Annotated in this window: 17 protein-coding genes; 11 read left to right on the top strand and 6 right to left on the bottom strand. The window is 68.8% G+C overall.

The genetic code is table 11. The features are described 5' to 3' along the window. The first annotated feature begins 12 nt into the window (after positions 1-12). The 6 genes from smc to recO all read left to right on the top strand — a co-directional run bounded on the left by smc (position 13) and on the right by recO (position 8,751). Complete coding sequence (gene smc, locus Q0654_RS08335; protein ID WP_298852642.1) at positions 13-3,516, top strand: chromosome segregation protein SMC; 3,504 nt, start codon at positions 13-15, stop codon at positions 3,514-3,516. 10 nt (positions 3,517-3,526) lie between these two features. Continuing rightward, entirely contained in the window at positions 3,527-5,911 is a 2,385-nt protein-coding gene (ligA, locus tag Q0654_RS08330) for an NAD-dependent DNA ligase LigA (RefSeq protein ID WP_298852640.1), read from the top strand. A gap of 112 nt (positions 5,912-6,023) precedes the next feature. Next, positions 6,024-6,410 carry a DUF4845 domain-containing protein gene (locus Q0654_RS08325; RefSeq protein ID WP_298852638.1) on the top strand — a complete coding sequence of 129 codons (387 nt, stop codon included), beginning with the start codon at positions 6,024-6,026 and terminating at the stop codon, positions 6,408-6,410. Positions 6,411-6,426: 16 nt separating this feature from the next. Next, the gene (gene rnc, locus Q0654_RS08320; protein ID WP_298852634.1) at positions 6,427-7,104 is read left to right on the top strand and encodes a ribonuclease III; all 678 of its coding nucleotides are present in this window, start codon (positions 6,427-6,429) and stop codon (positions 7,102-7,104) included. Next, positions 7,101-8,015 (top strand): GTPase Era, encoded by a 915-nt coding sequence (era, locus tag Q0654_RS08315; protein ID WP_298852632.1) that lies wholly within the window; start codon positions 7,101-7,103, stop codon positions 8,013-8,015. Before rnc ends, era begins: the two co-directional genes overlap by 4 nt. 4 nt (positions 8,016-8,019) lie before the next feature. Beyond that, positions 8,020-8,751, top strand: coding sequence for a DNA repair protein RecO (recO, locus tag Q0654_RS08310; protein WP_298852630.1), 732 nt, complete (start codon positions 8,020-8,022; stop codon positions 8,749-8,751). Positions 8,752-8,887: 136 nt separating this feature from the next. On the opposite strand, the gene Q0654_RS08305 is transcribed toward recO, so the two are convergent. Next, the gene (locus tag Q0654_RS08305; RefSeq protein ID WP_298852627.1) at positions 8,888-9,610 is read right to left on the bottom strand and encodes a response regulator; all 723 of its coding nucleotides are present in this window, start codon (positions 9,608-9,610) and stop codon (positions 8,888-8,890) included. 44 nt (positions 9,611-9,654) lie between these two features. On the opposite strand from Q0654_RS08305, the gene Q0654_RS08300 reads away from it, so the two are divergent. After that, complete coding sequence (locus Q0654_RS08300; protein ID WP_298852625.1) at positions 9,655-11,709, top strand: hypothetical protein; 2,055 nt, start codon at positions 9,655-9,657, stop codon at positions 11,707-11,709. Between the two features lie 41 nt (positions 11,710-11,750). Next, positions 11,751-12,503 (top strand): SDR family NAD(P)-dependent oxidoreductase, encoded by a 753-nt coding sequence (locus Q0654_RS08295; RefSeq protein WP_298852624.1) that lies wholly within the window; start codon positions 11,751-11,753, stop codon positions 12,501-12,503. A 6-nt stretch (positions 12,504-12,509) separates the two neighbouring features. On the opposite strand, the gene Q0654_RS08290 is transcribed toward Q0654_RS08295, so the two are convergent. Continuing rightward, positions 12,510-13,193 carry a superoxide dismutase gene (locus Q0654_RS08290; protein WP_298852623.1) on the bottom strand — a complete coding sequence of 228 codons (684 nt, stop codon included), beginning with the start codon at positions 13,191-13,193 and terminating at the stop codon, positions 12,510-12,512. A gap of 248 nt (positions 13,194-13,441) precedes the next feature. Between Q0654_RS08290 and Q0654_RS08285 the strand changes: the two genes are divergently transcribed. Next, positions 13,442-15,940: a TonB-dependent receptor gene (locus Q0654_RS08285; protein WP_298852621.1), complete on the top strand. Its 2,499-nt coding sequence runs from the start codon at positions 13,442-13,444 to the stop codon at positions 15,938-15,940. A gap of 118 nt (positions 15,941-16,058) precedes the next feature. Here Q0654_RS08285 and Q0654_RS08280 read toward each other — a convergent pair whose 3' ends face one another. Further along, on the bottom strand, positions 16,059-17,270 hold the full coding sequence (locus Q0654_RS08280) for a serine hydrolase domain-containing protein (RefSeq protein WP_298852619.1): 1,212 nt from the start codon (positions 17,268-17,270) through the stop codon (positions 16,059-16,061). 120 nt (positions 17,271-17,390) lie between these two features. After that, positions 17,391-19,067, bottom strand: a complete 1,677-nt coding sequence (locus Q0654_RS08275; RefSeq protein WP_298852616.1) for an AMP-binding protein — start codon at positions 19,065-19,067, stop codon at positions 17,391-17,393. 190 nt (positions 19,068-19,257) lie between these two features. On the opposite strand from Q0654_RS08275, the gene Q0654_RS08270 reads away from it, so the two are divergent. Then, on the top strand, positions 19,258-19,713 hold the full coding sequence (locus Q0654_RS08270) for a nuclear transport factor 2 family protein (RefSeq protein ID WP_298852613.1): 456 nt from the start codon (positions 19,258-19,260) through the stop codon (positions 19,711-19,713). A gap of 66 nt (positions 19,714-19,779) precedes the next feature. On the opposite strand, the gene Q0654_RS08265 is transcribed toward Q0654_RS08270, so the two are convergent. After that, a complete protein-coding gene (locus Q0654_RS08265) occupies positions 19,780-21,645 on the bottom strand; it encodes a monovalent cation:proton antiporter-2 (CPA2) family protein (RefSeq protein ID WP_298852610.1) in 1,866 nt (621 codons plus the stop codon). A gap of 268 nt (positions 21,646-21,913) precedes the next feature. On the opposite strand from Q0654_RS08265, the gene serS reads away from it, so the two are divergent. Next, positions 21,914-23,239, top strand: coding sequence for a serine--tRNA ligase (gene serS, locus Q0654_RS08260; RefSeq protein ID WP_298852608.1), 1,326 nt, complete (start codon positions 21,914-21,916; stop codon positions 23,237-23,239). Between the two features lie 258 nt (positions 23,240-23,497). Here the strand turns inward: serS and Q0654_RS08255 are convergent, their stop codons facing one another. Continuing rightward, the gene (locus tag Q0654_RS08255; RefSeq protein ID WP_298852606.1) at positions 23,498-24,550 is read right to left on the bottom strand and encodes an ornithine cyclodeaminase; all 1,053 of its coding nucleotides are present in this window, start codon (positions 24,548-24,550) and stop codon (positions 23,498-23,500) included. Between the last annotated feature and the right edge of the window lie 37 nt (positions 24,551-24,587).

Raw genomic sequence — 24,587 nt, 5'->3', positions numbered from 1 at the left:
GGAACGCACCGGATGCGTCTGTCCACGATCAAGCTGGCGGGCTTCAAGAGCTTCGTCGATCCCACCACCCTGCACCTGCCGACCAACATGACCGGCGTGGTGGGGCCGAACGGCTGCGGCAAGTCGAACATCATCGACGCCGTGCGCTGGGTGATGGGCGAAAGCTCGGCCAGCCGCCTGCGTGGCGACAACCTGACCGACGTGATCTTCTCCGGCTCGTCCGGCCGCAAGCCGGTGGGTACCGCCACGGTCGAGCTGATCTTCGACAACAGCGACCACACCATCGTCGGCGAGTACGCGCAGTACAACGAGATCTCGGTCAAGCGCATGGTCAGCCGTGATGGCGCCAGCGCCTATTACTTGAACGGCACGCGCTGCCGCCGGCGCGACATCACCGATCTTTTCCTCGGCACCGGCCTGGGGCCACGCAGCTACTCGATCATCGAGCAGGGCATGATCAGCCAGATCATCGAAGCCCGGCCCGAGGACCTGCGCGTCTACCTGGAGGAGGCCGCCGGCATCTCCAAGTACAAGGAGCGCCGCAAGGAGACCGAGACGCGCATGCGGCACACGCGCGAGAACCTCGACCGCCTGAACGACCTGCGCGAGGAGGTCGACAAGCAGCTGGAGCATTTGAAGCGCCAGGCCCGGCAGGCCGAGCTCTACCAGCAGCTGCGCGCCGAGCAGCGCGAGCGCGACGCGCAGCTCAAGGCCATGCTGTTCGGCGCGGTCGAGCGCGAGCTGACCGAGCTGCGCGCAGGCTTGGGTGAGGAGGACCTGCAGCTCGAAGCCACGGTCACCGAGCAGCGTCATGTCGAGGCGCAGATCGAGCTGACCCGCGTGCAGCAGGGCGAGGCCGGCGAGGCGCTGTCGAAGGTGCAGGCCGAGAGCTACCGCCTGAGCAGCGACATCGCCCGCGTCGAGCAGCAGATCCGCCATCAGGGCGAACTCACCCAGCGCCTGCGCCAGAGCAAGGCCGAGGCCGATGCCTCGCACGCGGAAGTGCTGGCGCACATCGAGGAAGACGCGTCCAAGCTGGCCGACCTCGATGCCGTGGTGCAGGAACTTGAACCCGCGGCCAGCGAGGTCGGCGAGCAGCTGGCCGAACGCGCCGAAGCCCTGCAGGCCGCCGAGCGCGCGCTGAGCGACTGGCAGCGCACTTCCGACGCGCAGCGTCAGGCGCAGTCCGAGGCCGCGCGCGCGGCCGAAGTCGAACGCACCCGCATCGACTACCTCGACCGGCAGATGCTCGAGCTCGGACGCCGCCGCGAGACGCTGGCCGGCGAGCTGCAGGGCCTCGACGTCTCGGCGATCGAAGCCGCGCTCGAAGACGCGAAGGAACAGGCCGAGGCCCAGCGCGTCCAGGTCGATGAACTCACCGCCGGGTTGGATGCCCGCAAGCAGGCCGTGCTGGCGGTGCAGGAGAAACAGCGCCTCAGCCAGGCTCAGCTGGCCGAGGTGCGCAAGGAGATCCAGAGCCAGCGTGGGCGCCTGGGCTCGCTGGAAGCCCTGCAGGCCGCGGCGCTCGGCCAGGAGAAGGGCGCGGTGCTCGACTGGCTGCGCGCGCAGGGCCTGGAGCAGCAGCCGCGCGCCGGCAGCGTGCTCAAGGTGCAGCCGGGCTGGGAGACCGCAGTCGAAACCGTGCTCGGCAGCCTGATCGAGGGCGTGATGGTCGAGACCCCGGCACAGCATGCCGAGGCGCTCGCCGCACTGCGGGCGGGACGGCTGTCACTGCTGGCCGAGGCCGATGAAGTGCTGGTTGCGCCCGCCGATTCGCTGGCCGCCAAAATCGAAGGCCCGGCCGCGCTGCGGCGCCTGCTGGTCGATGTGCACGCCGTCGACTCGCTCGATGCGGCGCGCGCGCGGCTGCCGGCGCTGGCCGAAGGCGCAAGCCTGATCACTCGCGAAGGCGAGTGGCTGTCCGCCGGCTTCGCCCGCGTGCTGCGCTCGGGCGAGGCCCAGCAGGGTGCGCTGGCGCGCGAGCGCGAGCTGCAGAACCTGCGCGCCGAGATCCAGAACCAGGGCCTGCGCGAACAAGCCCTGGTCGAGCAGCTCAATGAGCTGCGTGATGCCCTGCAGCAGGCCGAGATCGAGCGCGAGGACGCGCAGCGCAGCCTCTATCTGGCGCATCGCAGCGTGGCCGAGCTGTCGGGCCAGCTGCAGAGCCTCGGCGGCAAGCTCGACCAGGCGCAGGCCCGGCGCCAGCGCATCGAAGCCGAGCTTTCGCAGCTGTCCACCGCTATCGAGGACGCCCAGGAGCAGGCCGGCGATTCGCGTGCGCGGCTGGAGCATGCGATGGAGCGCATGGGCGAGCAGGAGGATTTGCGCCTGTCGCTTGAAGGCGAGCGCGAGCGCCTGTTCGCCGGCCGCGAGGCCGCGCAGTCGGCGGTGCGCGAGCTGCGCGAGCGCGGCCATCACCTCGCCCTGCAGCTGGAGTCCAAGCGCAGCCAGCGCGCCGGCCTGGAGCAGGGTCTAGCGCGCATGAAGAACCAGCTGCAGCAGCTGGGCCAGCGTCGCGCCGAACTCGCCGAACAGCTGTCGGTGGGCGATGCGCCGATCGAAGCGTTGAAGAACGAATTGCAGGTCTACCTGGACAGCCGCATCGACGTCGAGAAGCGGCTGTCGGCCGCGCGCTCCGCGGTGGACGGCATCGAGGGCGAGCTGCGCAATTACGAGCAGCGCCGCCAGCAGCTCGACCAGCGCGCCCTGCTGCTGCGCGAGCGTCTCTCGCGCAAGCGGCTGGACGAGCAGGCGCTGGCGCTCAAGGCGCAGGGCCTGCTGGAGGCGATCACCGCCGCCGAGCTGGAGCCGCAGGCCCTGCTCGACAACCTGCCCGAGAACGCCACGCCCGAGACCTGGAAAAAGTCGCTGGACGAGCTCGAAACCCGCATCAAGCGGCTGGAGCCGGTGAACCTCGCGGCGATCCAGGAGTACGGCGAGCAGTCGCAGCGCAAGGAGTATCTGGACAGCCAGCACAACGATCTGACGCAGGCGCTGGAAACGCTGGAGAACGCGATCCGCAAGATCGACAAGGAAACCCGCGGCCGCTTCAAGGACACCTTCGACCGCGTCAACACCGGCGTCCAGGCCCTGTATCCGCGATTGTTCGGCGGCGGCCACGCCTATCTGGAGCTGACCGGCGAGGACCTGCTCGACACCGGCGTGGCGATCATGGCGCGTCCGCCGGGCAAGCGCGTGTCCAACATCTCGCTGCTGTCCGGCGGCGAGAAGGCGCTGACCGCGGTGGCGCTCGTGTTCGCGATCTTCCAGCTCAACCCGGCGCCCTTCTGCCTGCTCGACGAGGTCGATGCGCCGCTGGACGAGGCCAACGTCGGCCGCTTCAGCGCGATGGTGTCCGAGATGAGCGAGAAGGTGCAGTTCCTGTTTGTCACCCACAACAAGTCGACCATGGAAGCGGCCCGCCAGCTGGCCGGCGTGACCATGCGCGAGCCCGGCGTGTCGCGCCTGGTCTCGGTCGATATCGACGAGGCCAGCCGCATGGTTGGCGCGGCCTGAGAGCCACCCCATGGCGAACGACAGCCTGAGCGCGCGCGCGGCCGAACTGCGCGCGCAGATCGAGGACGCGAACTACCGCTACCACGTGCTGGATGCGCCGGGGATTCCGGACGCCGAGTACGACCGGCTGCTGCGCGAGCTGGAGGCGCTGGAGGCAGCGCATCCGGAGCTGCGCACGCCGTATTCTCCGACCTTGCGCGTTGGCGCGCGCTCCGACAGTGCGTTCGCCGAGGTCAAGCACGCAGTGCCCATGCTTTCACTGGGCAATGCCTTTGATGATGTCGAGCAAGAGGCGCCCGAGTTGCGGCACCGCGAAGTCGCGGAGTTCGTACGTCGCATTGTCGAGGAAACGGGCGACACAAGCCCAGAGTTTTCAGCCGAGCCCAAGCTCGATGGTCTGGCGATCAGCCTACGCTACAAGCACGGCGTGCTCGTGCAGGGCGCGACCCGCGGCGATGGTGCGACTGGTGAGGATGTCACCGCCAATCTGCGAACAATTCGCGCAATTCCGCTTCAGCTGCGTGGGAAGGCGCCTTCGGTTCTGGAAGTTCGCGGCGAGGTCTACATGCCGCGGGCTGGCTTCAACGCTTTCAACCAGCGTGCGCTGGAACGTGGCGAGAAGACGCTGGCGAATCCGCGCAATGGCGCCGCCGGCTCGCTGCGCCAGCTCGACCCCACGGTCACCGCACAGCGGCCCTTGGCCTTCTACGCCTACGGAATAGGCTTCGAAGAGGGTTTCGTTGTCCCGGAAACGCACACGGCACTGCTCGGGAGACTGCAGGATCTGGGCCTACCCGTCTGCCCGGAGTCGGATCGTGTCGTGGGCTTCAACGGCCTGATCGCCTACTACCGCCGCATTGGCGAGAAGCGCGACGCGCTGGCCTACGACATCGATGGAGTGGTCTACAAGTTGAACCGCTTCGATCAGCAGCGCGCGATGGGCTTCGTCGCCCGCGCGCCGCGCTGGGCCATCGCCCACAAATTCCCCGCGCAGGAGGAGATGACCGAGGTCGAGGCCATCGACGTGCAGGTCGGGCGCACCGGCGCGATCACCCCGGTGGCCCGGCTCAAGCCCGTGCAGGTGGCTGGCGTGGTGGTCACCAATGCCACCCTGCACAACGCCGACCAGATCGCCCGGCTCGACGTGCGCGTCGGCGACACGGTGATCGTGCGGCGCGCGGGCGATGTGATTCCCGAGGTGCTGGGCGTGGTCGCCGAGCGTCGTCCAGAAGGTACCGCGCCCTGGCTGCTGCCGACCGAATGCCCCGCCTGCGGTTCCGCCGTGGTGCGGCCGGAGGGCGAAGCGGTGGCCCGCTGCAGCGGTGGCCTGTTCTGCCCGGCCCAACGCAAGCAGGCGCTGATCCACTTCGCCTCGCGCCGCGCCATCGACATCGAGGGCCTGGGCGAGCGCATGGTCGAGGATCTGGTCGACTTGGGCTTCGTGCAGAGCGTGGCCGACCTCTACCGCCTCACGCTCGACGACCTGCTGGAGATGAAGCGCCGCGCCGACCAGCGCGACGGCAGCACGCCGGAGACGGTCAAGGCCGGAAAGGTAGCCACGCGCTGGGCCGAGAACCTGATCGAGTCCCTCGAGCGCAGCCGCCGGCCGGCACTTGAGCGCCTGCTGTTCGGATTGGGCATCCTGCAGATCGGCGAGGAGACCGCGAAGGCGCTGGCGCGCAGCTTCGGCAGCCTGGATGCCATCCGCCATGCCGATCCCATCCTCCTTCTCGCGGTGCCCGATGTAGGACCCAAGGTCGCGGCCTCGATCGCCAGCTTCTTCGCGCAGCCGCACAACAATGAGGTCATCGATGCGCTGCTCGCCAACGGCGTGGAGCCGCAGCAGGCGGGTCAGCCTTCGGCCTCGCTGGCGACACGGCTGGATCTGGGCCACCTGCTGCGCGCGGCCAAGGCGCTGGGCGCACCGCTGGGGCGTCTTGGCGACACCTCGATCGGCCGCATCGGCGAGGCCCGCCGCGAACTCGCTGCACTCGAAGCGGCGGGCGAGGGTGGTCTGACCGCGCTTGGCGTGACCGCCGATGCCGCCGCGGCGCTGTTCGCGATGCTGGGTGACGCGCATTGGGGGCCGCGGCTGCGCGCCGTCGATGCCGCCATGTCCGCCCTGCGCGCGGCCGCTCCGCATGAAGTCCAGGGCGGCGTGCTGGCCGGCAAAACGGTGGTCCTGACCGGCTCGCTGTCGGCCATGACCCGCGACGAAGCCGGCGCCAGGCTCGAAGCCCTCGGCGCCAAGGTCGCCGGTAGCGTGTCGAAGAAGACCAGTTTCGTGGTCGCTGGCGAGGCGGCCGGCAGCAAGCTGGCCAAGGCGAACGAGCTTGGCGTGCCGGTATGGGACGAGGCGCGGCTGCTGGCCTTCCTCGCCGAACAGGACGCCTGAGGCGCGCGAATCGTTCGGATCGCGCGGACGGCATGCCGCGCTTGCGCGCCATCGCCAGCTTCGCGACCATGACGCCCTACGGTACGACACCCCCTACACCACGAGGTCTCCCATGAAACTCGGCACCCGTCAGCGCGGCATCACCTTACTCGGCGCTCTTGTGATGCTGGGCATCCTGGGGTTCTTCGCCTTCCTGATCATGCGGCTGTTCCCCGTGTACTCGGAGTACCACTCGGTGGTGACAGCCATGAAGGGCCTGCAGGGCGAGCCTGGCGTGGGGCAGATGACGCCGGAGAGGATTCGCGAGCTGCTGAATCGCCGCCTGTACATTTCCTACGTCGAGTCCGTGAAGCCGAACCATGTGAAGATCACCCGCTCGGGCAACGGCTACAACCTCAACATCAAGTACGAAGTGCGCAAGCCCTTGGCCTACAACCTCGATTTCGTCGCGTCCTTCGACAAGACCGTGGAGCTGTCGCGCCAGGGTGTCATCGATTGATCCAGAGCCTGTTCCGATGAGCTCGGCGCTGGGCCACACCTTCGCCGATCCGGCCCTGCTGCAGCAGGCGCTGACCCATCGCAGCGCCGGCGGCCGCAACAACGAGCGCTTCGAGTTTCTCGGCGACGCCCTGCTCAGCGTGGTGGTCGCCGAGGCCCTGTTCCATCGTTTCCCCAAGGCTGACGAGGGCGCGCTCACCCGCGCGCGCTCGCAGCTGGTGCGTGAGCCGCAGCTGGCCGAACTTGCCCGCCGCCACCAGCTGGGCGATCGCCTGATCCTCGGCCAGGGTGAACTCAAGAGCGGCGGTTTCCGGCGCGAGTCCATCCTCGCGGATGCCGTTGAGGCGATCATCGGTGCCATTCATCTCGATGCCGGCTTCGAGGTGTGCCGGGCGCGCGTGTTGGCTCTGTTCGAGCCGCTGATCGCCGCCCTGCCGCCTGGTCTCAAGGCCGAGAAGGACCCCAAGACCCGCCTGCAGGAATGGCTGCAGGCGCGTCAGCTGGGCCTGCCCGAGTACCGCCTGCTCGAAGCCCGCGGCGATGACCACGACAAGCAGTTCGAGGTCGTCTGCCGCGTCGACAGCCACGCCATCGAAGCCCGCGCCATCGCCGGTGCGCGCCGCGAAGCCGAACAGCAGGCCGCCGCCGAGGTGCTGGCCGCCCTGCTTGCCGCATCCACCAAGGAATCCGCATGAACACCCCTGACAGCCCCGCCGCCGGCGGCTTCCGCGTCGGCCACGTGGCCGTGGTCGGCCGGCCGAACGTCGGCAAGTCCACCCTGATCAACGCGCTCGTGGGCTTCCGCGTCAGCATCGTCTCGCGCCGGCCGCAGACCACCCGCCACCGCATCCTCGGCATCAGCACGGTCGAGGGCGGGCAGATCGTCTACGTCGATACGCCCGGCCTGCACGGAAAGGAGTCGCGCGCGATCAACCGCTACATGAACCGTGCCGCCCGCGGTGCCTTGGCCGATGTGCAGGTCGGCGTGCTGGTCATCGAAGCCGGCGCCTGGCGCGAGGACGACGAGCGCGCCTACAGGGCGCTGGTCGAGGCCGGCGTGCCGCGCGTGCTGGTGATCAACAAGGTCGACAGGCTGAAGGACAAGGGCGCCCTGCTGCCCTTCATCCAGCAGGTCATGAAGGACCACGATTTCCTTGAAGTGGTGCCGCTGTCGGCGCAGAAGCGCAAGGGCCTGGAGGTGCTGCAGAAGGTTCTGCTGAAACACCTGCCCGAGGGCGAGCCGCTGTTCGAGGAAGACCAGGTCACCGACCGCAGCGAACGCTTCCTCTGCGCCGAACTGATCCGCGAGCAGCTGATGCGCAAGCTGGGTGACGAGCTGCCCTATGCCACCAGCGTCGAGATCGAGAACTGGGAAGAGGACGGGCGCATGGCGCGGATCGCGGCGGTGATCTGGGTCGAGCGCGAGGGCCAGAAGGCCATCGTGATCGGCGCCGGCGGCGAGCAGCTGCGGCAGATCGGCATGGACGCGCGCATCGCCATGGAGCGACTGCTCGACCGAAAAGTCTTCCTGCAGCTGTGGTGCAAGGTCCGCGAGGGCTGGAGCGACGACGAGCAGGTGCTGCAGCGCTTCGGCTACACCGAGTAATCGCGTGTCGCGCAGCGGCAGCCCCGGCCCGCGCGTCGAAGGCGAGCCCGCCTACGTGCTGCATGCGCGGCCGTTCCGCGAGACCAGCCAGCTGCTGGAAGTGTTCAGTGCCGGCCATGGCCGCATGGGCCTGTTGGCGCGCGGCGCCAAGGGCGGCAAGGGCGGCGGTCGCGCGGCCCTGCTGCAGCCGTTCACGCCCCTGATCGTCGCCTGGCAGGGCCGCGGCGAGCTGCCGCAGCTGCTTGAGGTCGAGCCGGCGGGGCTTGCGCCGCGCCTGCAGGGCGACGCGCTGATGGCCGGGTTCTACGCCAACGAATTGCTGGTGCAACTCCTGAACCGAGGAGAGGCCCAATCCGCTCTGTTCGCGCGCTACGCGCTGCTGCTCTCGCAGCTGGCGGTGGGTGATCTGGCCTGGCCATTGCGCTGCTTCGAGCGCGATCTGCTCACGGCGATCGGCTTCGAGCTGTCGCTGGATGCCGACCACGCCGGCCAGCCGATCGAGCCTGCAGCGCGCTACCGCTGGCTGGGCGAGGCTGGCGCGCTGCGTCTCGGCATTGCCGAGCAGGCCGGCATCGAAGGCGCCGCGCTGCTGGCGCTACGCAGCGAGCAGGCGCCGGCCGAAGCCTTGCTGCCGCCGCTGCGCCGGCTGTTGCGCGAGGAGTTGAAGCGGCATCTGCACGGGCGCAGCCTGCGCAGCTGGGGCCTGCTGGCGGAGTTCGAGCAGCTGCGCGGCTGAGCGCCTGGCGGGCGGTGTGCCGGGTCGCGGGCGCCGAGCAGTGCACGCCGAGCATTTCATCCCTAAACGAAACCAGCCCCAGCGAAGCCGGGCAGACGCGATCACGCTTGCCTGCTCGATTCGAATTGCTGCGCGATCAGTCGACTACCGATTCCAGCGGGCGCGCATCCTGCAGCAGCCTATCGATCTCGGCATCCAGCTCAGCCAGCGCCCGCGGCAGCGCGTATGCCGCTGCCTCCGCCTGCAGGGCCGCGCGCGCGCCGTCGATATGCGCCGCCAGCGCTGCCGCGCCGGTGAGTCGGGCCGAGCCCAGCATGCGATGCAGAAGCGCATCCAGCGGGCCTGGATCGACCTTGGCCTCGTTGCCGGCCAGCGCCAGCGCCGCGCGCTGCGCGGGCAGCTCGGCCAGCATCAGGCTGCGCAGGGACTGGGCGATCGAGAGGCGGCCATTGGCGCAGGCCAGCGCTCGGGCTTCATCCCAGTGCGGCGGCGAGAGTGCGAGGCGGCGCAGGGCGTCGAGCAGGGTGCCCGGCTGCACCGGCTTGCGCAGGCAGGCATCGAAGCCCTGCACTACCAGCGAGTGCTCCGTGGCTTCATCGAGATCGGCACTGAGCGCCAGCGCGCGGCCCGCTGCGCCGCGCGAGCGCAAGGCGTGGAGGAGGGCGCCACCTTCACCGTCCGGCAGGCGCTGATCGAGCAGGAGACCGTCGAAGTGCGCCAGATCGCCATGCGCGAGCGCCTGCGTGCAGTCGAGCGCGTGTTCGACCGCCAAGCCCCAGCTGCGCAGGGTGTGCAGCAGCCATTCGGCGCCGATCGGGTCGTCTTCCACCAGCAGCAGTCGGGATACAGGTGCAGACATGCGGGCGCCGCCTCCATGGGAATGCTTCCGTTATCCTGCCGAGCATGCGTGTCCTGACAAGCCTGCTCAAGCCCGCCTTGCGTGTGGCGCTGCCTTCTGCCCTGCTGGCCCTGGGTCTGCTGCCGATCAGCGGCGGTGCCGCCGCGCGCGAGCTGGTCGCGCGTGCCGAGCATGCCCAACAGGGGGAGCTCGGCGTACATGGCATCGAGCTGCGCCTGCGCGAGCCGGCGCAGCCCGGCGCTGGCCTGGGTCTGCACCTGAGCCTGCAGCGTCTGGAGCATCCGGGCTTCGGCTATAGCCTTGCGGATCTCGAGTGGCGCTGCGAACTGCGGCCTCGCGATGTCGGCGTGTGGCGCTGCGCCGGGCCGCTGCGCAGTCGCGGTCAAGCCGCCGGCGAGCTCACCCTCGACCTCGATCGCGGTGCCGCGGAGCTGTCCCTGCAGCGCGGTCGCATGCGTCTGCAGGCTTCGATGCCGGCGGAGGAGGGCGCGATCGGGCTGCAGGCCGAGCGCCTGCCCGCGGAGTGGCTGCAGCCGATGCTGGCCGGCCTGTGGTCGCAGGCCCGCCTGACCGGCGGCCTGCTGGCCGCGGATCTGGAGCTCGACCTCGCACTCGATGCTCCGCGGCTTGAGGGCAGCGTACGCGCCGAGGGCCTCGGGATCGATACCGTGGACGGCCAGGTCGCCGCGGCCGATCTCGAGCTGCGCGGCCGCGTCGGGCTGGACCTGGGCGAACGCACACGCCTGGGCCTGGAGCTGGCCTTCAGCGGCGGTGAGCTGCTGGGCGGTCCGGTCTATGTGGCGCTGCCGGCGCGGCCGGTGCAGCTGCAGCTGGCCGCGGTCGGTGCGGCTTCGCGCTGGAGCGTGGAGCGTCTGGCCTGGAACGACCCCGAGGCGCTGCAGCTGGAGGGCAGCGCCGAGCTGGATTTCTCGGCACCCAGCGTGATCACCCGGGCACAGCTGCAGGCGTCGAGCGCGCGCGCGGGACTGCTGGTATCGCGCTATCTGGAGAGCCTGCTTGCGACCCTGGGCTTGCCTGGCCTCGGCGCTGAAGGCGGCTTCAAGCTGAGCGCGGAGCTGGCGGACGGCGGCCTGGGCAGGCTCAGCCTCACGCCCGAGCAGCTGGCCCTGGTGGATGCGCAGCAGCGTTTCGAGCTGCGCGGGCTGAGCGGTGGCCTCGGGTTCTCTCGCAGCAGTGCTGCGATCTCGAACCGCCTGTCCTTCGATGGCTTGCGCCTGTACGGCATCGAGTTCCAGCCCGCGATGCTGGAGTGGGCCAGCTCGGATGGCGAAGTCCGTCTGCAGCGACCGGCACGACTCGGCCTGCTGGGTGGCGCCCTGCAGATCGAGCGCTTCCGCTGGAGCGTCGCCAGCGGCGCCGAGGGCGAGGATCGCTTCGCTGCCGCGGCGTCCCTGCAGGGGCTCGATCTCGGCCAGCTGTCCACGGCGCTGGCGTGGCCACCCTTTGTGGGCGAGCTGTCCGGCGAGATCCCGGGCATGCGCTTCGAAGGCGGCGTACTCGCGCTGGACGGCACGCTGCGCATGCGCGTGTTCGACGGCGCCGTCGATGTGGGTGGGCTGTCGATCGAGCGACCGTTCGGGGTGGCGCCGACCCTCTCGGCCGATGTCGAGCTGCGCAGCCTTGATCTTCAGCCCCTGACTGCTGCCTTCGGCTTCGGCGAGATCACCGGTCGCATGAACGGCTACATCCGCGCGCTGCGACTGGTCGACTGGTCACCGGTGGCATTCGACGCCCGCTTCGAGACCGACGAGCAGGCGAAGGGCGCTCGCAGGATCAGCCAGCGCGCGGTGCGTGATCTCTCCTCGGTGGGCGGCATGGGGCCGGCGGCGGCGCTGCAGCAGGGCGTGCTGCGCGCGTTCGAGAACTTCAGCTACGCCCGCATCGGGATCGGCTGCCGCCTGCGCAACCACGTCTGCACCATGGACGGCGTCAGCCGGACCGCGCGTGGCTATACCCTGGTGGAAGGCTCCGGGCTGCCGCGGATCAGCGTCAACGGCATCCAGCGCGAGGTCGACTGGCCGGTGCTGGTGGAGCGCTTGCGCGCAGTCACCGAAGGCCAGCGGCCACAGATCGATTGATCCATCGTCAGCCCTCCCCAAGACCCAACCGAGGACGAATCATGGCCACGCTCTGCATCCTGACTGGCGCCAGCCGTGGGCTCGGCAACGCACTCGCGCGCGGCCTGCTGGCGCGCGGCGTCGAGCTGCTGTGTCTGTCGCGCGGTCGCGATGAAGGCCTCCAGCAGGCCGCAGCCAGCGCCGGCATCGCGCTGCAGCAGTGGCAGGTCGATCTGGTCGTGGCTGCACCGGTGGCGGCGCGGCTGTCGGATCATCTGGGCGCACGCGGCCCCTCCGGGCTGCGGCAGCTGCTGCTGATCAACAACGCGGCGATGCTGGAGCGCCCCGGCGCGTTCGAGACCCAGGCTGCAGAGGACGTCCAGGCTGCGCTGCGGGTCGGCCTGGAAGCACCGCTGCTGCTCAGTGCAGCGGTGCTGCAGGTCAGCCGCGACTGGCCGGTGGAGCGTCGCATCCTGAACATATCCTCCGGGCTTGGCCGACGTCCGCTGGCGGGCGTCAGCACCTACTGTGCGATCAAGGCGGGCCTGGATCACTTCAGCCGCAGCCTGGCCGAGGAGCAGGTGGGCGCGTCCAATCCTGCGCGGGTTTGCGCACTCGCCCCCGGCATCATCGATACCGGCATGCAGGTGCAGCTGCGTGGTGCCGACAGCGCGCGCTTCGCCGCGCAGCAGGTGTTTGCGGGCTTCCACGGCAGCGGCGCGCTGGACTCACCGGAGCGGGCCGCCGCCAAGGTGCTGGACTGCCTGTTCGCCGCCGACTTCGGCGATCCGCCGGTTGCCGACGTGCGCGACTGACCCGGCTCAGCCGGATTCGGCGAAGCGCCGGTTGACCTCGTTCCAGTTCACCACCGGCCACCAGCCGCGCGCATAGTCGGCGCGGACGTTCTGGTACTTCAGGTAGTAGGCGTGTTCCCACACGTCGATCGCCAGCAGCGGCTCGCCGTTGGGGCTGACCACGTCCATCAGCGGGTTGTCCTGGTTGGGCGTCGTGCTGATGACGAGTTCTCCGGTCTCAGTGCGAATCAGCCATGCCCAGCCCGAGCCGAACACCGACAGCGCCGCAGTCTCGAAGGCGCGCTTGAAGGCGTCCAGCGAGCCGAACTGGGTGTTGATTGCGGCGAGCAGTTCGGGGCTGGGCTCGCCGCCTGTGCCCACCGGCGCGAGCAGGCTCCAGAACAGGCTGTGGTTGTAGTGGCCGCCACCGTTGTTGCGCACCGCGGCTGAGTACTGCGAGATGCCGCGCTGGATCTGTTCAAGGGTCATGCCCTCGAGTCGCGCGTCCTGCTGCACCGCTGCGTTGAGGTTGTTGACGTAAGCCTGGTGATGGCGGCCGTGATGGATTTCCATCGTCCTGGCATCGATATGCGGCTCCAGCGCGTCGACCGTGTAGGGCAGCGCGGGCAGGCTGAAGGACTCCGCCGCGGCGGAGAGCGGCGAGCCAGCAATCAACAGGGCGAGCAGGCAGGAGGGCAGGCTTCGCGACATCGTGGGGTGCTCCAGTGATGTGGGGCTGGCGAGACTAGAGCAGGCGATGTGCGCGGGGGGTATCGGCCGGGCGCGCCTGCTGCGACTGTGCAGGTGGCGTGATGGCCGTGCAGCGCAGTCGATGTCCGTGCATTGACGCGTACGCGGCAACCGGTCTAGCGTTGCGAAAGCGTTAAGCCAGTGCCCTCGGTTGGCGTTCGTGCCAGGCAGGGCCCCCGTAGCACTCACGCCGCAGGAGACAGATGCCCATGCCCGCACTGAAGCGCACGCCACTCGCCCTCACCATCGCCCTCGTCCTGGCTGCTCCCGCGCCTGTGCTCGCGCAGACGGAAGCCACGCAGGACGAAGCCCGCGAACTCGACCGCGTGGTCGTCACGGGCACCCGCGTGGCGGGCCGTTCGGCCACCGATACGGCCGCGCCGCTCGACGTCGTCGGCGTACAGGCCCTGGAGCGTACCGGCTCACCTGAACTGAACCAGGCGCTGTCCGTGGCCCTGCCGTCCTTCAACTTCCCGCGGCCGGGCCTCACCGATGGCACCGACACCGTGCGCCCGGCAACCCTGCGCGGTCTCTCGCCCGACCAGTCGCTGGTGCTGGTCAACTCCAAGCGCCGTCATTCTTCGGCCCTGGTCAATGTCAATGGCTCGGTGGGCCGAGGTGCCGCCGCCGTCGACCTGAACACGATCCCGACGGCGGCCGTGCAGAGCATCGAGGTGCTGCGCGACGGTGCCTCCGCGCAGTACGGCTCGGACGCCATCGCCGGCGTGCTCAACGTGCTGCTGCGCGCCGCCAGCGAAGGCGGCAATGCCAGCGTGTCCTACGGCGTGCGCGAGACCAGCTACACCACGCCGGTCACTCCAGGCCCGGCCGGCGCGAACTGGCCCACGCCGTCGACCATCACCCGCGACCGTACCGACGGCGACACCGTCACCGTGTCGGGTTGGAAGGGCTTTGGCCTCGGCGAGGATGGCTACGTCACCCTTTCGGCCGAGTACAAGGACCAGCAGCGCACCGAGCGCGGCGGCTACGACTTCCGCCAGCAGTACCCGCTGATCAACGGCCAGTTCGATCCGCGCGAAGCCGGCATCGATCGCTTCAACGCCTGGTACGGCGAGCCCGACCTGGAGCAGCTGACCCTGTTCGGCAACGCCGGCGTCAATCTCTCCAGCGGCGGCAAGCTCTATGCATGGGCCAGCTACCAGGGGAGAGAGGCCGACTCGGCCGGCTTCTTCCGCCGTGCGCTCGACGATCGCAACGTCATCCAGATCTATCCCGACGGCTTCCTGCCGATCATTTCGCCCAGCGTTGACGACTACAGCTTCGCGCTTGGCTACGAATGGACCACCGGCGAATGGGACATGGACGCCTCGGTTGGCTGGGGCCGCAACGAGATGGCCTTCACCATCAACAACACACTCAACCGTTCGCTTGGCCCGTCGAGCAAGACATCCTTCGACGCTGGTGGCTTCGACTATGACCAGCTGGTCTTGAACCTGTCGGGCGTGCGTTCGGTGGATGTCGCCGCGTTCTCGTCGCCGCTCAACGTCGCGGTGGGCGCCGAGGCCCGCCGCGAGAGCTATTCGATCTTCGCCGGCGAGCCGGACTCCTACCGCAACGGCGGCATCCTGCTGCCCAACGGCACGCCCACCGCATCGGGCGCGCAGGTCTTCCCCGGTTTCCGCCCGTCGAACGAAGTGGACGAAGACCGCCAGGCCGTTGGTCTGTATGTCGATCTCGAAGCCAACCTCACCGACAAGCTGCTCGGCTCGGCAGCGGTGCGCATGGAGAACTACTCCGACTTCGGCTTCAACAGCACCGGCAAGCTGGCCCTGCGCTACGACTTCACCGAGGCCTTCGCCCTGCGTGGTTCGGCACAGACCGGCTTCCGCGCGCCCAGCGTGCAGCAGCAGTACTTCACCGCGACTTCGACCAACTTCATCAACGGCATCCCCTTCGACATCACTACCTTCCCGGTCAACTCGCCCGAGGCGATCGCGCTCGGCGCGCGTGAGCTCGATCCGGAAGAATCGGTCAACTTCTCGCTGGGTGCGGTGTTCAACATCGGCAGCGTCTCGCTGACCGTCGACGCCTACCGCATCGACATCGACGACCGCATCGTGCTGAGCGAGAACCTCACCGCCGCCAACGTCCGCCAGTACCTGGAGTCGCGCGGCTTCATCGGCATCGGCGGCGGCCGCTTCTTCATCAACGGCGTCGACACGGAAACCAAGGGCGTCGACGTGGTGCTGAACTGGCCGCTGGAGACCGATGGCGCCGGCAGCTTCGACTTCACCCTGCTCGGCAACTACAACGAGACGACGGTGACCCGAGTGCCGGTGACCGCCGAGCTTGCCGCCCTCAACCCGGCGCCGGTGCTGTTCGGCCGCGTCAACGTGCTGACCTTCGAGCGCGGCACGCCCAAGGACAAGTACGCCGCCATCGTCGACTGGAGCATGGACCGCTTCGGCGCCACCTTCCGGGCGACCCGCTACGGCGAGGTGCTGACCCCCGGCACGACGGCAGCCACCGACTTCGTGCTGAGTCCGAAGGTGCTGCTTGACCTCGAAGCCCGCGTCAGCCTGGGCGAACAGTGGCGGATCGCCGTGGGTGCAGAGAACCTCACCGACGAGTATCCCGACGCCTTTACCGTCAACCTGAATACCACCGGCAACACCCCGTACTCGAACTACTCGCCCTTCGGCCGCAGCGGCCGCCTGCTGTATGCGCGCCTGAGCTACGACTTCTGACGCTGGCTGGTGGACCTGATGAAAGCACGCAGGCCGCGCGTGGGCGGCCTGCGTGCTTTCAGATGTGGCCGTTGACGAGACGGTCACCTTCTGCGGCCGCGCTGGCGCCAGAGCGGGCTCAGGGCAACAGGATCGGTGGCCCCGAGCCTTCGAAGGTGTCAGAGAACACCGCATCAAAGCGCTCGAACTCAACGCAGCCCGGCGCCTCTGCCGCGGCGCGCAGTTCAACCAGCAGGGCCTCGTACTCCGGCAGCAGGCGGGTATTGATGCCGGGCAGGCCGCGCAGCATGAACACGCCGAACAGGCCGGCCTCGAAGTCGACCCAGGGCATGAAGCCGAAGGCGCCCAGGCTGTGGATCAGCGGCGGACGTCCGGCCGGGCGCTGCGGGGCGAACCAGCTGCCGAGGCCATAGCGCACGGGAGGCTCGGCGGTGGGCGGCGGGTCGATGACCGGCAGCGCGCCAATGCGGTCGCGCCAGAGTTCGAAGACGCTGTCGCGGGACAGCAGGCGTCGGCCCGAGCCCGCGAGGCCTTCGTTCAGCAGCAGATGCAGCACGGCCCCGTAGTCGCGCAGGTCCGAGCGCGCGCCGCCGGCGATCATGTAGTTGGTGGTCGGCCCGAAGGCCTGCCAGTCGATGCTGTCGATGCCCAGCGGCGCGCCCAGCGCCTGCTGCCAGCCCAGCTGCCAGTCCTGGGCCGTTGCCACTTCAGCGACGCGTCCGCCGATATGCATCGAGACACCGCCATAGGCGAACTGGCCGCCCACCGTGTACCCGGTCGGGAAGTCACGGCAGCAGGCGATCTGCTGCACGGCTTCGGCAAGGCTGATGCTGCGGTCGGTGATTTCCGGCGCGGCCGAATCATTGCCGTAGCCCGAGGTGTGCGAGAACAGCTGATCCAGCGTCATGCCGGCCTTCTCACCGGTGAACTCCGGCAGCTGTGCGCCGACCGGCGCATCCAGATCGAGAACGCCGCGGTCTGCCAGCTGCAGGATGCGGACGGCGCTCAGCAGCTTGCTGGCGGACGCGATGGCGACGGTCGTTTCCGGGCCATAGCTGCCGCCGTAGTGCTCAAGCAGCAGCCCCTGCCGCGTGCCCAGCAGCATCGCGCCGCCGGGCAGCGACTCGCGCAGGCGCAGCGCCTCGAAGCGCTGGATGCTGGCGTCGAAGACGCAGGTGGAGTCGGCGTGCGTTGTCGCAGCAAGGCCGGACGCTGCGAACCCCAGCAGCAACAGGCAGGCGAACAGGCGCAGCGGCGTGGGTACGCGAGCCTGCGAGGCAGTGCTCTCGCTGCCGTATGGGGCGAATGCGGTAGGGGCGTCGAGCGACATGGGCGGCTCCGGGCTGGGTGAGTCCGTGCTCACACGCACCAACCCGGACAATCCGTCGCGACCGATGCCCGGCGGAGTCATCGCGCCAGGGCCCGTCCGCGCCCCGCCGCGATGTCCAATTCACGCGCTGGCGCTGTCCCTCAGCTCGCGGCGCAGGATCTTGCCGACATTGGTCTTCGGCAGCTCGGTGCGGAATTCCACGAAGCGCGGCTGCTTGTAGCCGGTGAGTTCGTGCCTGCAGTGGTTCTTGATGTCCTCGGCGCTGAGGTTCGGATCCTTCTTGACGATCACGACCTTGACCGCCTCACCCGACTTCTCGTCCGGCACGCCGACGGCAGCGACCTCCAGTACGCCCGGATGGGTGGCGATCACGTCCTCGATCTCGTTCGGGTACACGTTGAAGCCAGAGACCAGGATCATGTCCTTCTTGCGATCGACGATGTAGCAATAGCCCTGCGCGTCCATCTTGGCCATGTCGCCGGTCTTCAGCCAGCCGTCGGCGGTGAGCACCTTGGCGGTCTCTTCCGGGCGCTGCCAGTAGCCGGCCATGACCTGCGGTCCGCGGATGCACAGCTCGCCAACGTCGCCGATCGGCAGGATCTTGCCTTCCTCGTCCTGCACGCAGGCCTCGGTGCTGGGCACCGGCAGGCCGATCGCACCGTTGAAGTCCTTCAGGTCCATCGGATTGATGCAGGCGGCGGGCGAGGTTTCGGTGAGACCGTAGGCTTCGACCAGGGTGACGCCGGTGACCTTCTTCCAGCGCTCGGCCACGGCGCGCTGCACGGCCATGCCGCCGCCCAGGGTCAGATGCAGGCGGGAGAAATCCAGCTTGTCGAAGCCAGGGGTGTTGAGCAGGCCGTTGAACAGGGTGTTGACACCGGTGATCGCGGTGAAGCGGATGCCCGACAGCGTCTTGACGAAGCCGGGCATGTCGCGCGGGTTGGTGATCAGATGGTTCAAGCCGCCGAACTTGATGAAGACCAGACAGTTCGCCGTCAGAGCGAAGATGTGGTACAGCGGGAGCGCGGTGATGATCTCTTCTTCACCGAGCTTGACGTTGGTGCCCAGCCAGGCCGAGGACTGCTGCATGTTCGCCACCAGGTTGCGGTGGGTCAGCATGGCGCCCTTGGACACGCCCGTGGTGCCGCCGGTGTACTGCAGGAAGGCGATGTCGGAGGGCGCGATGTCGATCGTCGGCAGCTTCTTGCCGGCGCCCGCGTTGACGGCGTCGACGAAGCTGACGGCGCCCGGCAGGCTGTAGTCAGGCACCGCCTTGCGCAGGTACTTGAGCACGAAGTTGACGATCAGCCGCTTGGGGAAGCCCAGCATGTCGCCCACGGCCGTGGTGAAGACGTGCTTGACCGGCGTGTCCTTGATGACTTCCTGGACGACGTTGGCGAAGTTCTCGACCACCACGATGGCGACCGCGCCGGAGTCGTTGAGCTGGTGCTTCAGCTCGCGCGCGGTGTACAGCGGATTGGTGTTGACCACCGTGAGCCCCGCGCGCAGCACGCCGAAGATGGCGACCGGGTACTGCAGCAGGTTGGGCATCATGATGGCGACCCGGTCGCCCTTCTTGAGCTTCAGGTCCAGCAGCAGGTGGCAGGCGAACTGGTAGCTCAGGCGATCCAGCTCGTCATAGCTGATCACCTTGCCCATGTTCTCGAAGGCCGGCTTGCTGCGGTACTTGTCGCAGCTGTCCTCCAGCACCGAGACGATGTTGCGGTACTGCTCCAGGTCGATCTCGGCGGGGACGCCCTTCGGATACTGGGCCAGCCACGGGCGCGATGCGCTCATTCGGTTCTTCCTCCCTGTCGCACCTGTGCCGGTGCGGTTCGTATGCGCCGCTGGAGCCCGTATGCTGCCGACCGTGCCCCGCGGTATGTTTCACCCGATTGGAGCATAGGCCCCTTGGGCAGGCAAGGCGGTTCAATGGCTGCAGGCCTGTCCGGAAAATGCCCTCGCCACAGCAGGTGTGCAAAGCGTGATGACAAAGCTCCCCCAGCCCAGCCGAAGCCTGCCGTCCGCCATGCTCCAGGCCGCCGGCCTGCTGCTGTTGATGGCGCTCGCCGGATGTGTCCGTGCGCCCGCCGAGCAGCGACTGCTGGAGGCGATGGAGGCACTGCAGTCGGCCATTGAAGCCCGCGAGGTCGGCTCTGCCGTCGACTACCTCGCCGAGGATTTCACCGCCACCGGTGGCCTGGATCGCGAAGGGGCGCGCAACCTGATGCGGGTGATGGTGCTGCGCCACCAGCGCCTCGGCCTCAGCCTGGGGCCGATCGAGGTGGCCATGTTCGACCAGCGCGCCACCCTGCGCTTCACCGCGGTGGCGACGGGCGGGCAGGGCAGCCTGCTGCCGGAGTCCGCGCGGGTCTGGCAGGTCGAGACCGCCTGGCGCGAAGAGGACGGCGACTGGCGGATGATCTCGGCGCAGTGGCAGTGAGGTCCCCAGCTCGGGCGCGATGTAGGGCTTGATCCGGCACAGGCCAAGGCAAGGTGGACGGAAGCCTCAGTGCGCTTCGCCGGGCGTGTTGGCCGCCTGCGGCAGCGCTTCCGGATTCAGCACCGTGCCCTCGCGCTGCGGCTTCAGCAGCGGCGTCGGCAGCATGCGTTCGCCGGCGGGCGCGGCCCCCGGCACATTGCCGAACAGCAGCCCGCGCCCGGCCTGGGCCGAGCCTGAGGCCACTTCCAGGGCGAAGCGTTCGGCGTCGCGAGCGCGCACCTCGGCGCTGATTTCGCGGGCCTCGTCCGCTGCGATCCCGAGCGACAGCAGGGCCTGCTCGCCGAAGCGCAGGGCGGATTCAAAGGTTTCGCGCACCTGCACGTCCACGCCCGCAGCGACCAGCTTGCGCGCATGTTCGCGGTCATACGCACGCACCAGCAGCTTGGCCTGGGGGAAGGCGTCACGCGCCAGCTCGACCACGCGGTCGGCGGCCTCGCGGCTGTCGGTGCAGACGGCGATGGCGCGTGCGGTGCCGGCGCCCGAGGCATGCAGCACATCGAGCCGGCAGGCATCGCCGTAGTAGACCTTGAAGCCGAACTTCTCGGCGCTGGTGATCATGTCGATGTCGCGGTCGATGATGCTCACTTCCACCCCGCGTGCCAGCAGCGCCTGGCTGACCACCTGCCCGAAGCGGCCGAAGCCGATGATCAGCACGCTGCCGCTGAGGCCGTTCGCCGCTTCCACCGCCTCGGTGTTCATGGCGACCGCCGGCGTGAGCCGCTTCAGCACGATCATCGCCAGCGGCGTCAGCGCCATCGAAAGCACCACGATCGCCGTCAGGTTGGCATTGACGCCGGCGTCGATCAGGCCGGCGTTGGCGGCTGCTGCGTACAGCACGAAGGCGAACTCGCCGCCCTGGGCCATCAGCACGGCCCGGTCCACGGCTTCGCCGTGGGGGCTGCGGGTGAGTCGGGCGACGCCGTAGATGCACAGCGCCTTGGTCAGCATCAGGGCGGGCACCGCAGCGGCGATCAGCGCCCAGTTGGCGGCGACCACCGCGAGATCGAGCGACATGCCCACGGCCAGGAAGAACAGGCCCAGCAGCAGGCCGCGGAAGGGCTCGATGTCGGCTTCCAGCTGATGCCGGAAGGTCGACTCCGACAGCAGCACCCCGGCCATGAAGGCGCCCATCGCCATCGACAGGCCGCCGGCCTGCAGCAGCAGGGCTGAGCCCAGCACCACCAGCAGCGCCGCCGCCGTCATCACCTCGCGCGCGCCGGCCCGGGCGAGCAGGCGGAACAGCGGATTCAGCAGCCACAGGCCGGCGACGAGCAGGCCGGCCAGCGCCGCCGAGCCGAGCAGCACGCTCTGCCAGACCGGTGCGGCATCGGCCCCGGGCGCGGCCACCGGCGCGAGAAACGCCACCAGGGCCAGCAGGGGCACGATCAGCAGATCCTCGAACAGCAGCACCGAGACCATCTTCTGCCCGGGCGGCAGGGCGATGTCGCCGCGCTCGGCCAGCAGCTGCATCACGATGGCGGTCGAGGTCAACACGAAGCCGGCGGCGGCGATGAAGGCAATCGTCAGACTGAAACCCAAGGCCATGCCGACGCCGGTGAGCGCACATGCCGCCAGCCCGACCTGCAGCGCGCCCAGCCCGAAGATCTGGCGGCGCAGATGCCAGAGGTGCGAGGGCCGCATCTCCAGTCCGATGATGAAGAGAAACATCACGACGCCGAGCTCGGCGGTGTGCAGGATCGCTTCGGGCTGGGTGAAGAGCTTGAAGCCGTAGGGGCCGACCACCAGCCCGGCGGCGAGATAGCCCAGCACCGAGCCGAGACCGAGGCGGCGGAACAGCGGCACCGCCACCACGGCGGCGCCCAGCAGGGCGACCACGCCGGTCAGCGAAATGGACGAAGCGTCAGCGGCCATGGAAAGGTCTCGTAGCAGACTGGGAAGGATGCGCGCAGGGCGGCGCCCGCAGCTTAGCGGCCCGAGCGCAGTCTGGCTTCGCCGATTTGCCAGAACATCGACATCCGAGCGCGACGAGGTCCGCTCCGCTGCTCGCAGGCAAGGTTCGGCGCGACCGCGGACCGCGCGCCCGCCCGATCACCTGATCGACGGCTGCTGCATTGCGGCAGCGCGCCCGGCACGCGGATAATCGCGGGTCTTCCATCGTGCCTGACCCGCGGGAACTCCCATGCTCGACCCCCAGCTGCTGCGCGCCCACCTGCTCGACACTGCCGAGCGCCTGAAGAGCACCCGCGGCTTCGAGCTCGACGTCGAGCGCCTGCAGGCCCTGGAGGCCGAGCGCAAGCAGATCCAGACGCGCACGCAGGAGCTGCAGAGCCTGCGCAATTCGAAGTCGAAGGAGATCGGCGCGCTGATGGGGCAGATCGCGCGTCTCGGCGCCAGCGATGCCGCGCAGGCCGAGTCGGGCAAGGCCAAGGTCGAAGTGCTCAAGGCTGAGGTCGCGTCTTTCGCCGAAGAACTGACGGGCAGTGAACAGCGCCTGGAGCAGATCCGCCTGTCGATCGACATGATCAGCCTGGGCGTGCCCAACCTGCCGGGCGAGGACGTGCCGCTGGGCGGCGGCGAGGCCGACAACGTCGAGCAGCACCGCTGGGGCACGCCGCGCGCCTTCGACTTCGCGGTCAAGGACCATGTCGAGCTGGGCGCCCACAAGGGCTGGCTGGACGGCGACATCGCCGCCAAGCTCTCGGGCGCGCGCTTCACCGTGCTGCGAGGCGAGCTGGCCCGCCTGCACCGCGCGCTGGCCCAGTACATGCTCGACCTGCATACCGGACAGCACGGCTATCTGGAATGCAACGTGCCGCTGCTGGTCAATGCCGACACCCTGCAGGGCACCGGCCAGCTGCCGAAGTTCGAGGAAGACCTGTTCAAGACCGCGGTGGGCGAACACCCGCGCTACCTGATCCCGACCTCGGAAGTGCCGCTGACCAACCTGGTCCGCGACAGCATCGTCGAGGACGCCGAGCTGCCGATGAAGCTCACCGCCCACTCGATGTGCTTTCGCGCCGAGGCCGGCAGTTACGGCCGCGACGTGCGCGGCATGATCCGCCAGCACCAGTTCGAGAAGGTCGAGCTGGTCGCCATCGCCCGCCCGCATGAAAGCGAGGAGGTCCACCAGGCGATGGTGCGCCATGCCGAGATCGTGCTGGAGACGTTGGAGCTGCCCTATCGCAAGGTGCTGCTGTGCACCGGCGACATGGGTTTCGGCGCACGCAAGACCTACGACCTCGAGGTCTGGCTGCCAGCGCAGAACGCCTATCGCGAGATCAGCTCGATCAGCAACTGCGGCGACTTCCAGGCCCGCCGCATGCAGGCCCGCTGGCGCAACCCCGAGACCGGCAAGCCCGAGCCCGTTCACACCCTGAATGGCTCCGGCGTCGCGGTCGGACGTGCGCTGATCGCAGTGATGGAGAACTACCAGAACGCCGACGGCTCGATCACCGTGCCGGAGGTGCTGCGGCGCTACATGGGTGGTGTTGAGCGGATCGCCTGAGCGAAGCCTGTTGGGCGGCGCAGCGCTTGGCCCAGCCTGCATCAAACGCAACGTCTCATAGGGTGGGCCCCGGCCCACCATGCGCTCCACGCTCGCCCCGGTCACCGCCTGCGGCGACGCGTCGGGGCGCGGATCGCGCCAAGGCACAGGCTTGGATCTGGGCGAAAGCACACCCTACGGTGGGCCAGGGCCTACCCTATGCGACGCTCGCGATAGATACTCCTCGCGAATGGCGTCCAAAGGCCGCGCTCGCCGGCTTCACGCCGCGCGACGCGCACCCGAGGCTGCCGCGGCCTCGCCCATCAAGTGCCCATACAGATCCTTGGGATCCGCAAGCCCCGGAATCAGGCCGATGGTCTCGCCAAGGCCCAGCTCGGCGGCGCGATCGCGCAGCAGGCGCAGGGCGCTGTAGTCCTCCAGCGCGAAGCCGACCGAATCGAACACGGTGATCTCGGAGTCGCTGCGGCGGCCTTGCGCATCGGCGCACAGCACGCGCCACAGTTCGGTGACGCCGAAGTCCGCCGGCATCTGCTGCAGGTCGCCTTCGATGCGGGTCTGCGGCTCGAACTCGACGAAGACAGAAGCGCGTCGCAGTACGTCGGCGGCCAGTTCGGTCTTGCCGGGGCAGTCGCCACCCACGCCGTTGATGTGCATGCCGGGCTCCAGCATGTCGCCGCTCAGGATGATCGCGTTGGTCTTGTCGGCGGTGACCGTGGTGACGATATCGGCGCCGCGCACCGCTTCGCGCGTATCGGCACAGACCACCACGCGCAGGCCGCTGACCGGCTTGAGATGGGCCATCAGCTTGGCGGTGGCAGCGGGGTCGACGTCGAACAGGCGAATCTCTTCGATCCCCAGCAAGTAGTGGAAGGCCAGCGCCTGGAACTCGCTCTGCGCGCCGTTGCCGATCAGGGCCATCACCTTTGAGCCCTTGCGCGCCAAGTGCTTCGCGGCCATCACCGAGGTCGCCGCGGTGCGCATCGCGGTGGTCAGGGTCAGCTCCGACAGCAGGGTCGGGCGGCCGGTGTCGACGTCGGCCAGCACGCCGAAGGCCATCACCGTGGGCAGGCCTTCGCGCGTGTTCTTCGGATGCCCGTTGACGTACTTGAAGCTGTACTCGCGAGCGTCGCAGACCGGCATCAGCTCGATCACGCCGACCTCCGAATGCGAGGCGAGACGCGCGCACTTCTCGAAGTCGTTCCAGCGGCGGAAGTCGGCCTCCAGGTACTCGACCATCTGCGCCAGCAGCTGCGGCAGGCCGAGGCGGGCGACCAGGCGGGACACGTCGAGGGTGGTGAGCAGGGTGGTCATGGCGGGCTCCAGCGGGGTTCAGTGGATAGGCATTGTC

This window comes from uncultured Aquimonas sp. (genome assembly GCF_937888285.1).
In the GTDB taxonomy this organism is placed as follows: domain Bacteria; phylum Pseudomonadota; class Gammaproteobacteria; order Xanthomonadales; family Xanthomonadaceae; genus Aquimonas.
This window is presented reverse-complemented; position numbering and strand designations above follow the sequence as displayed.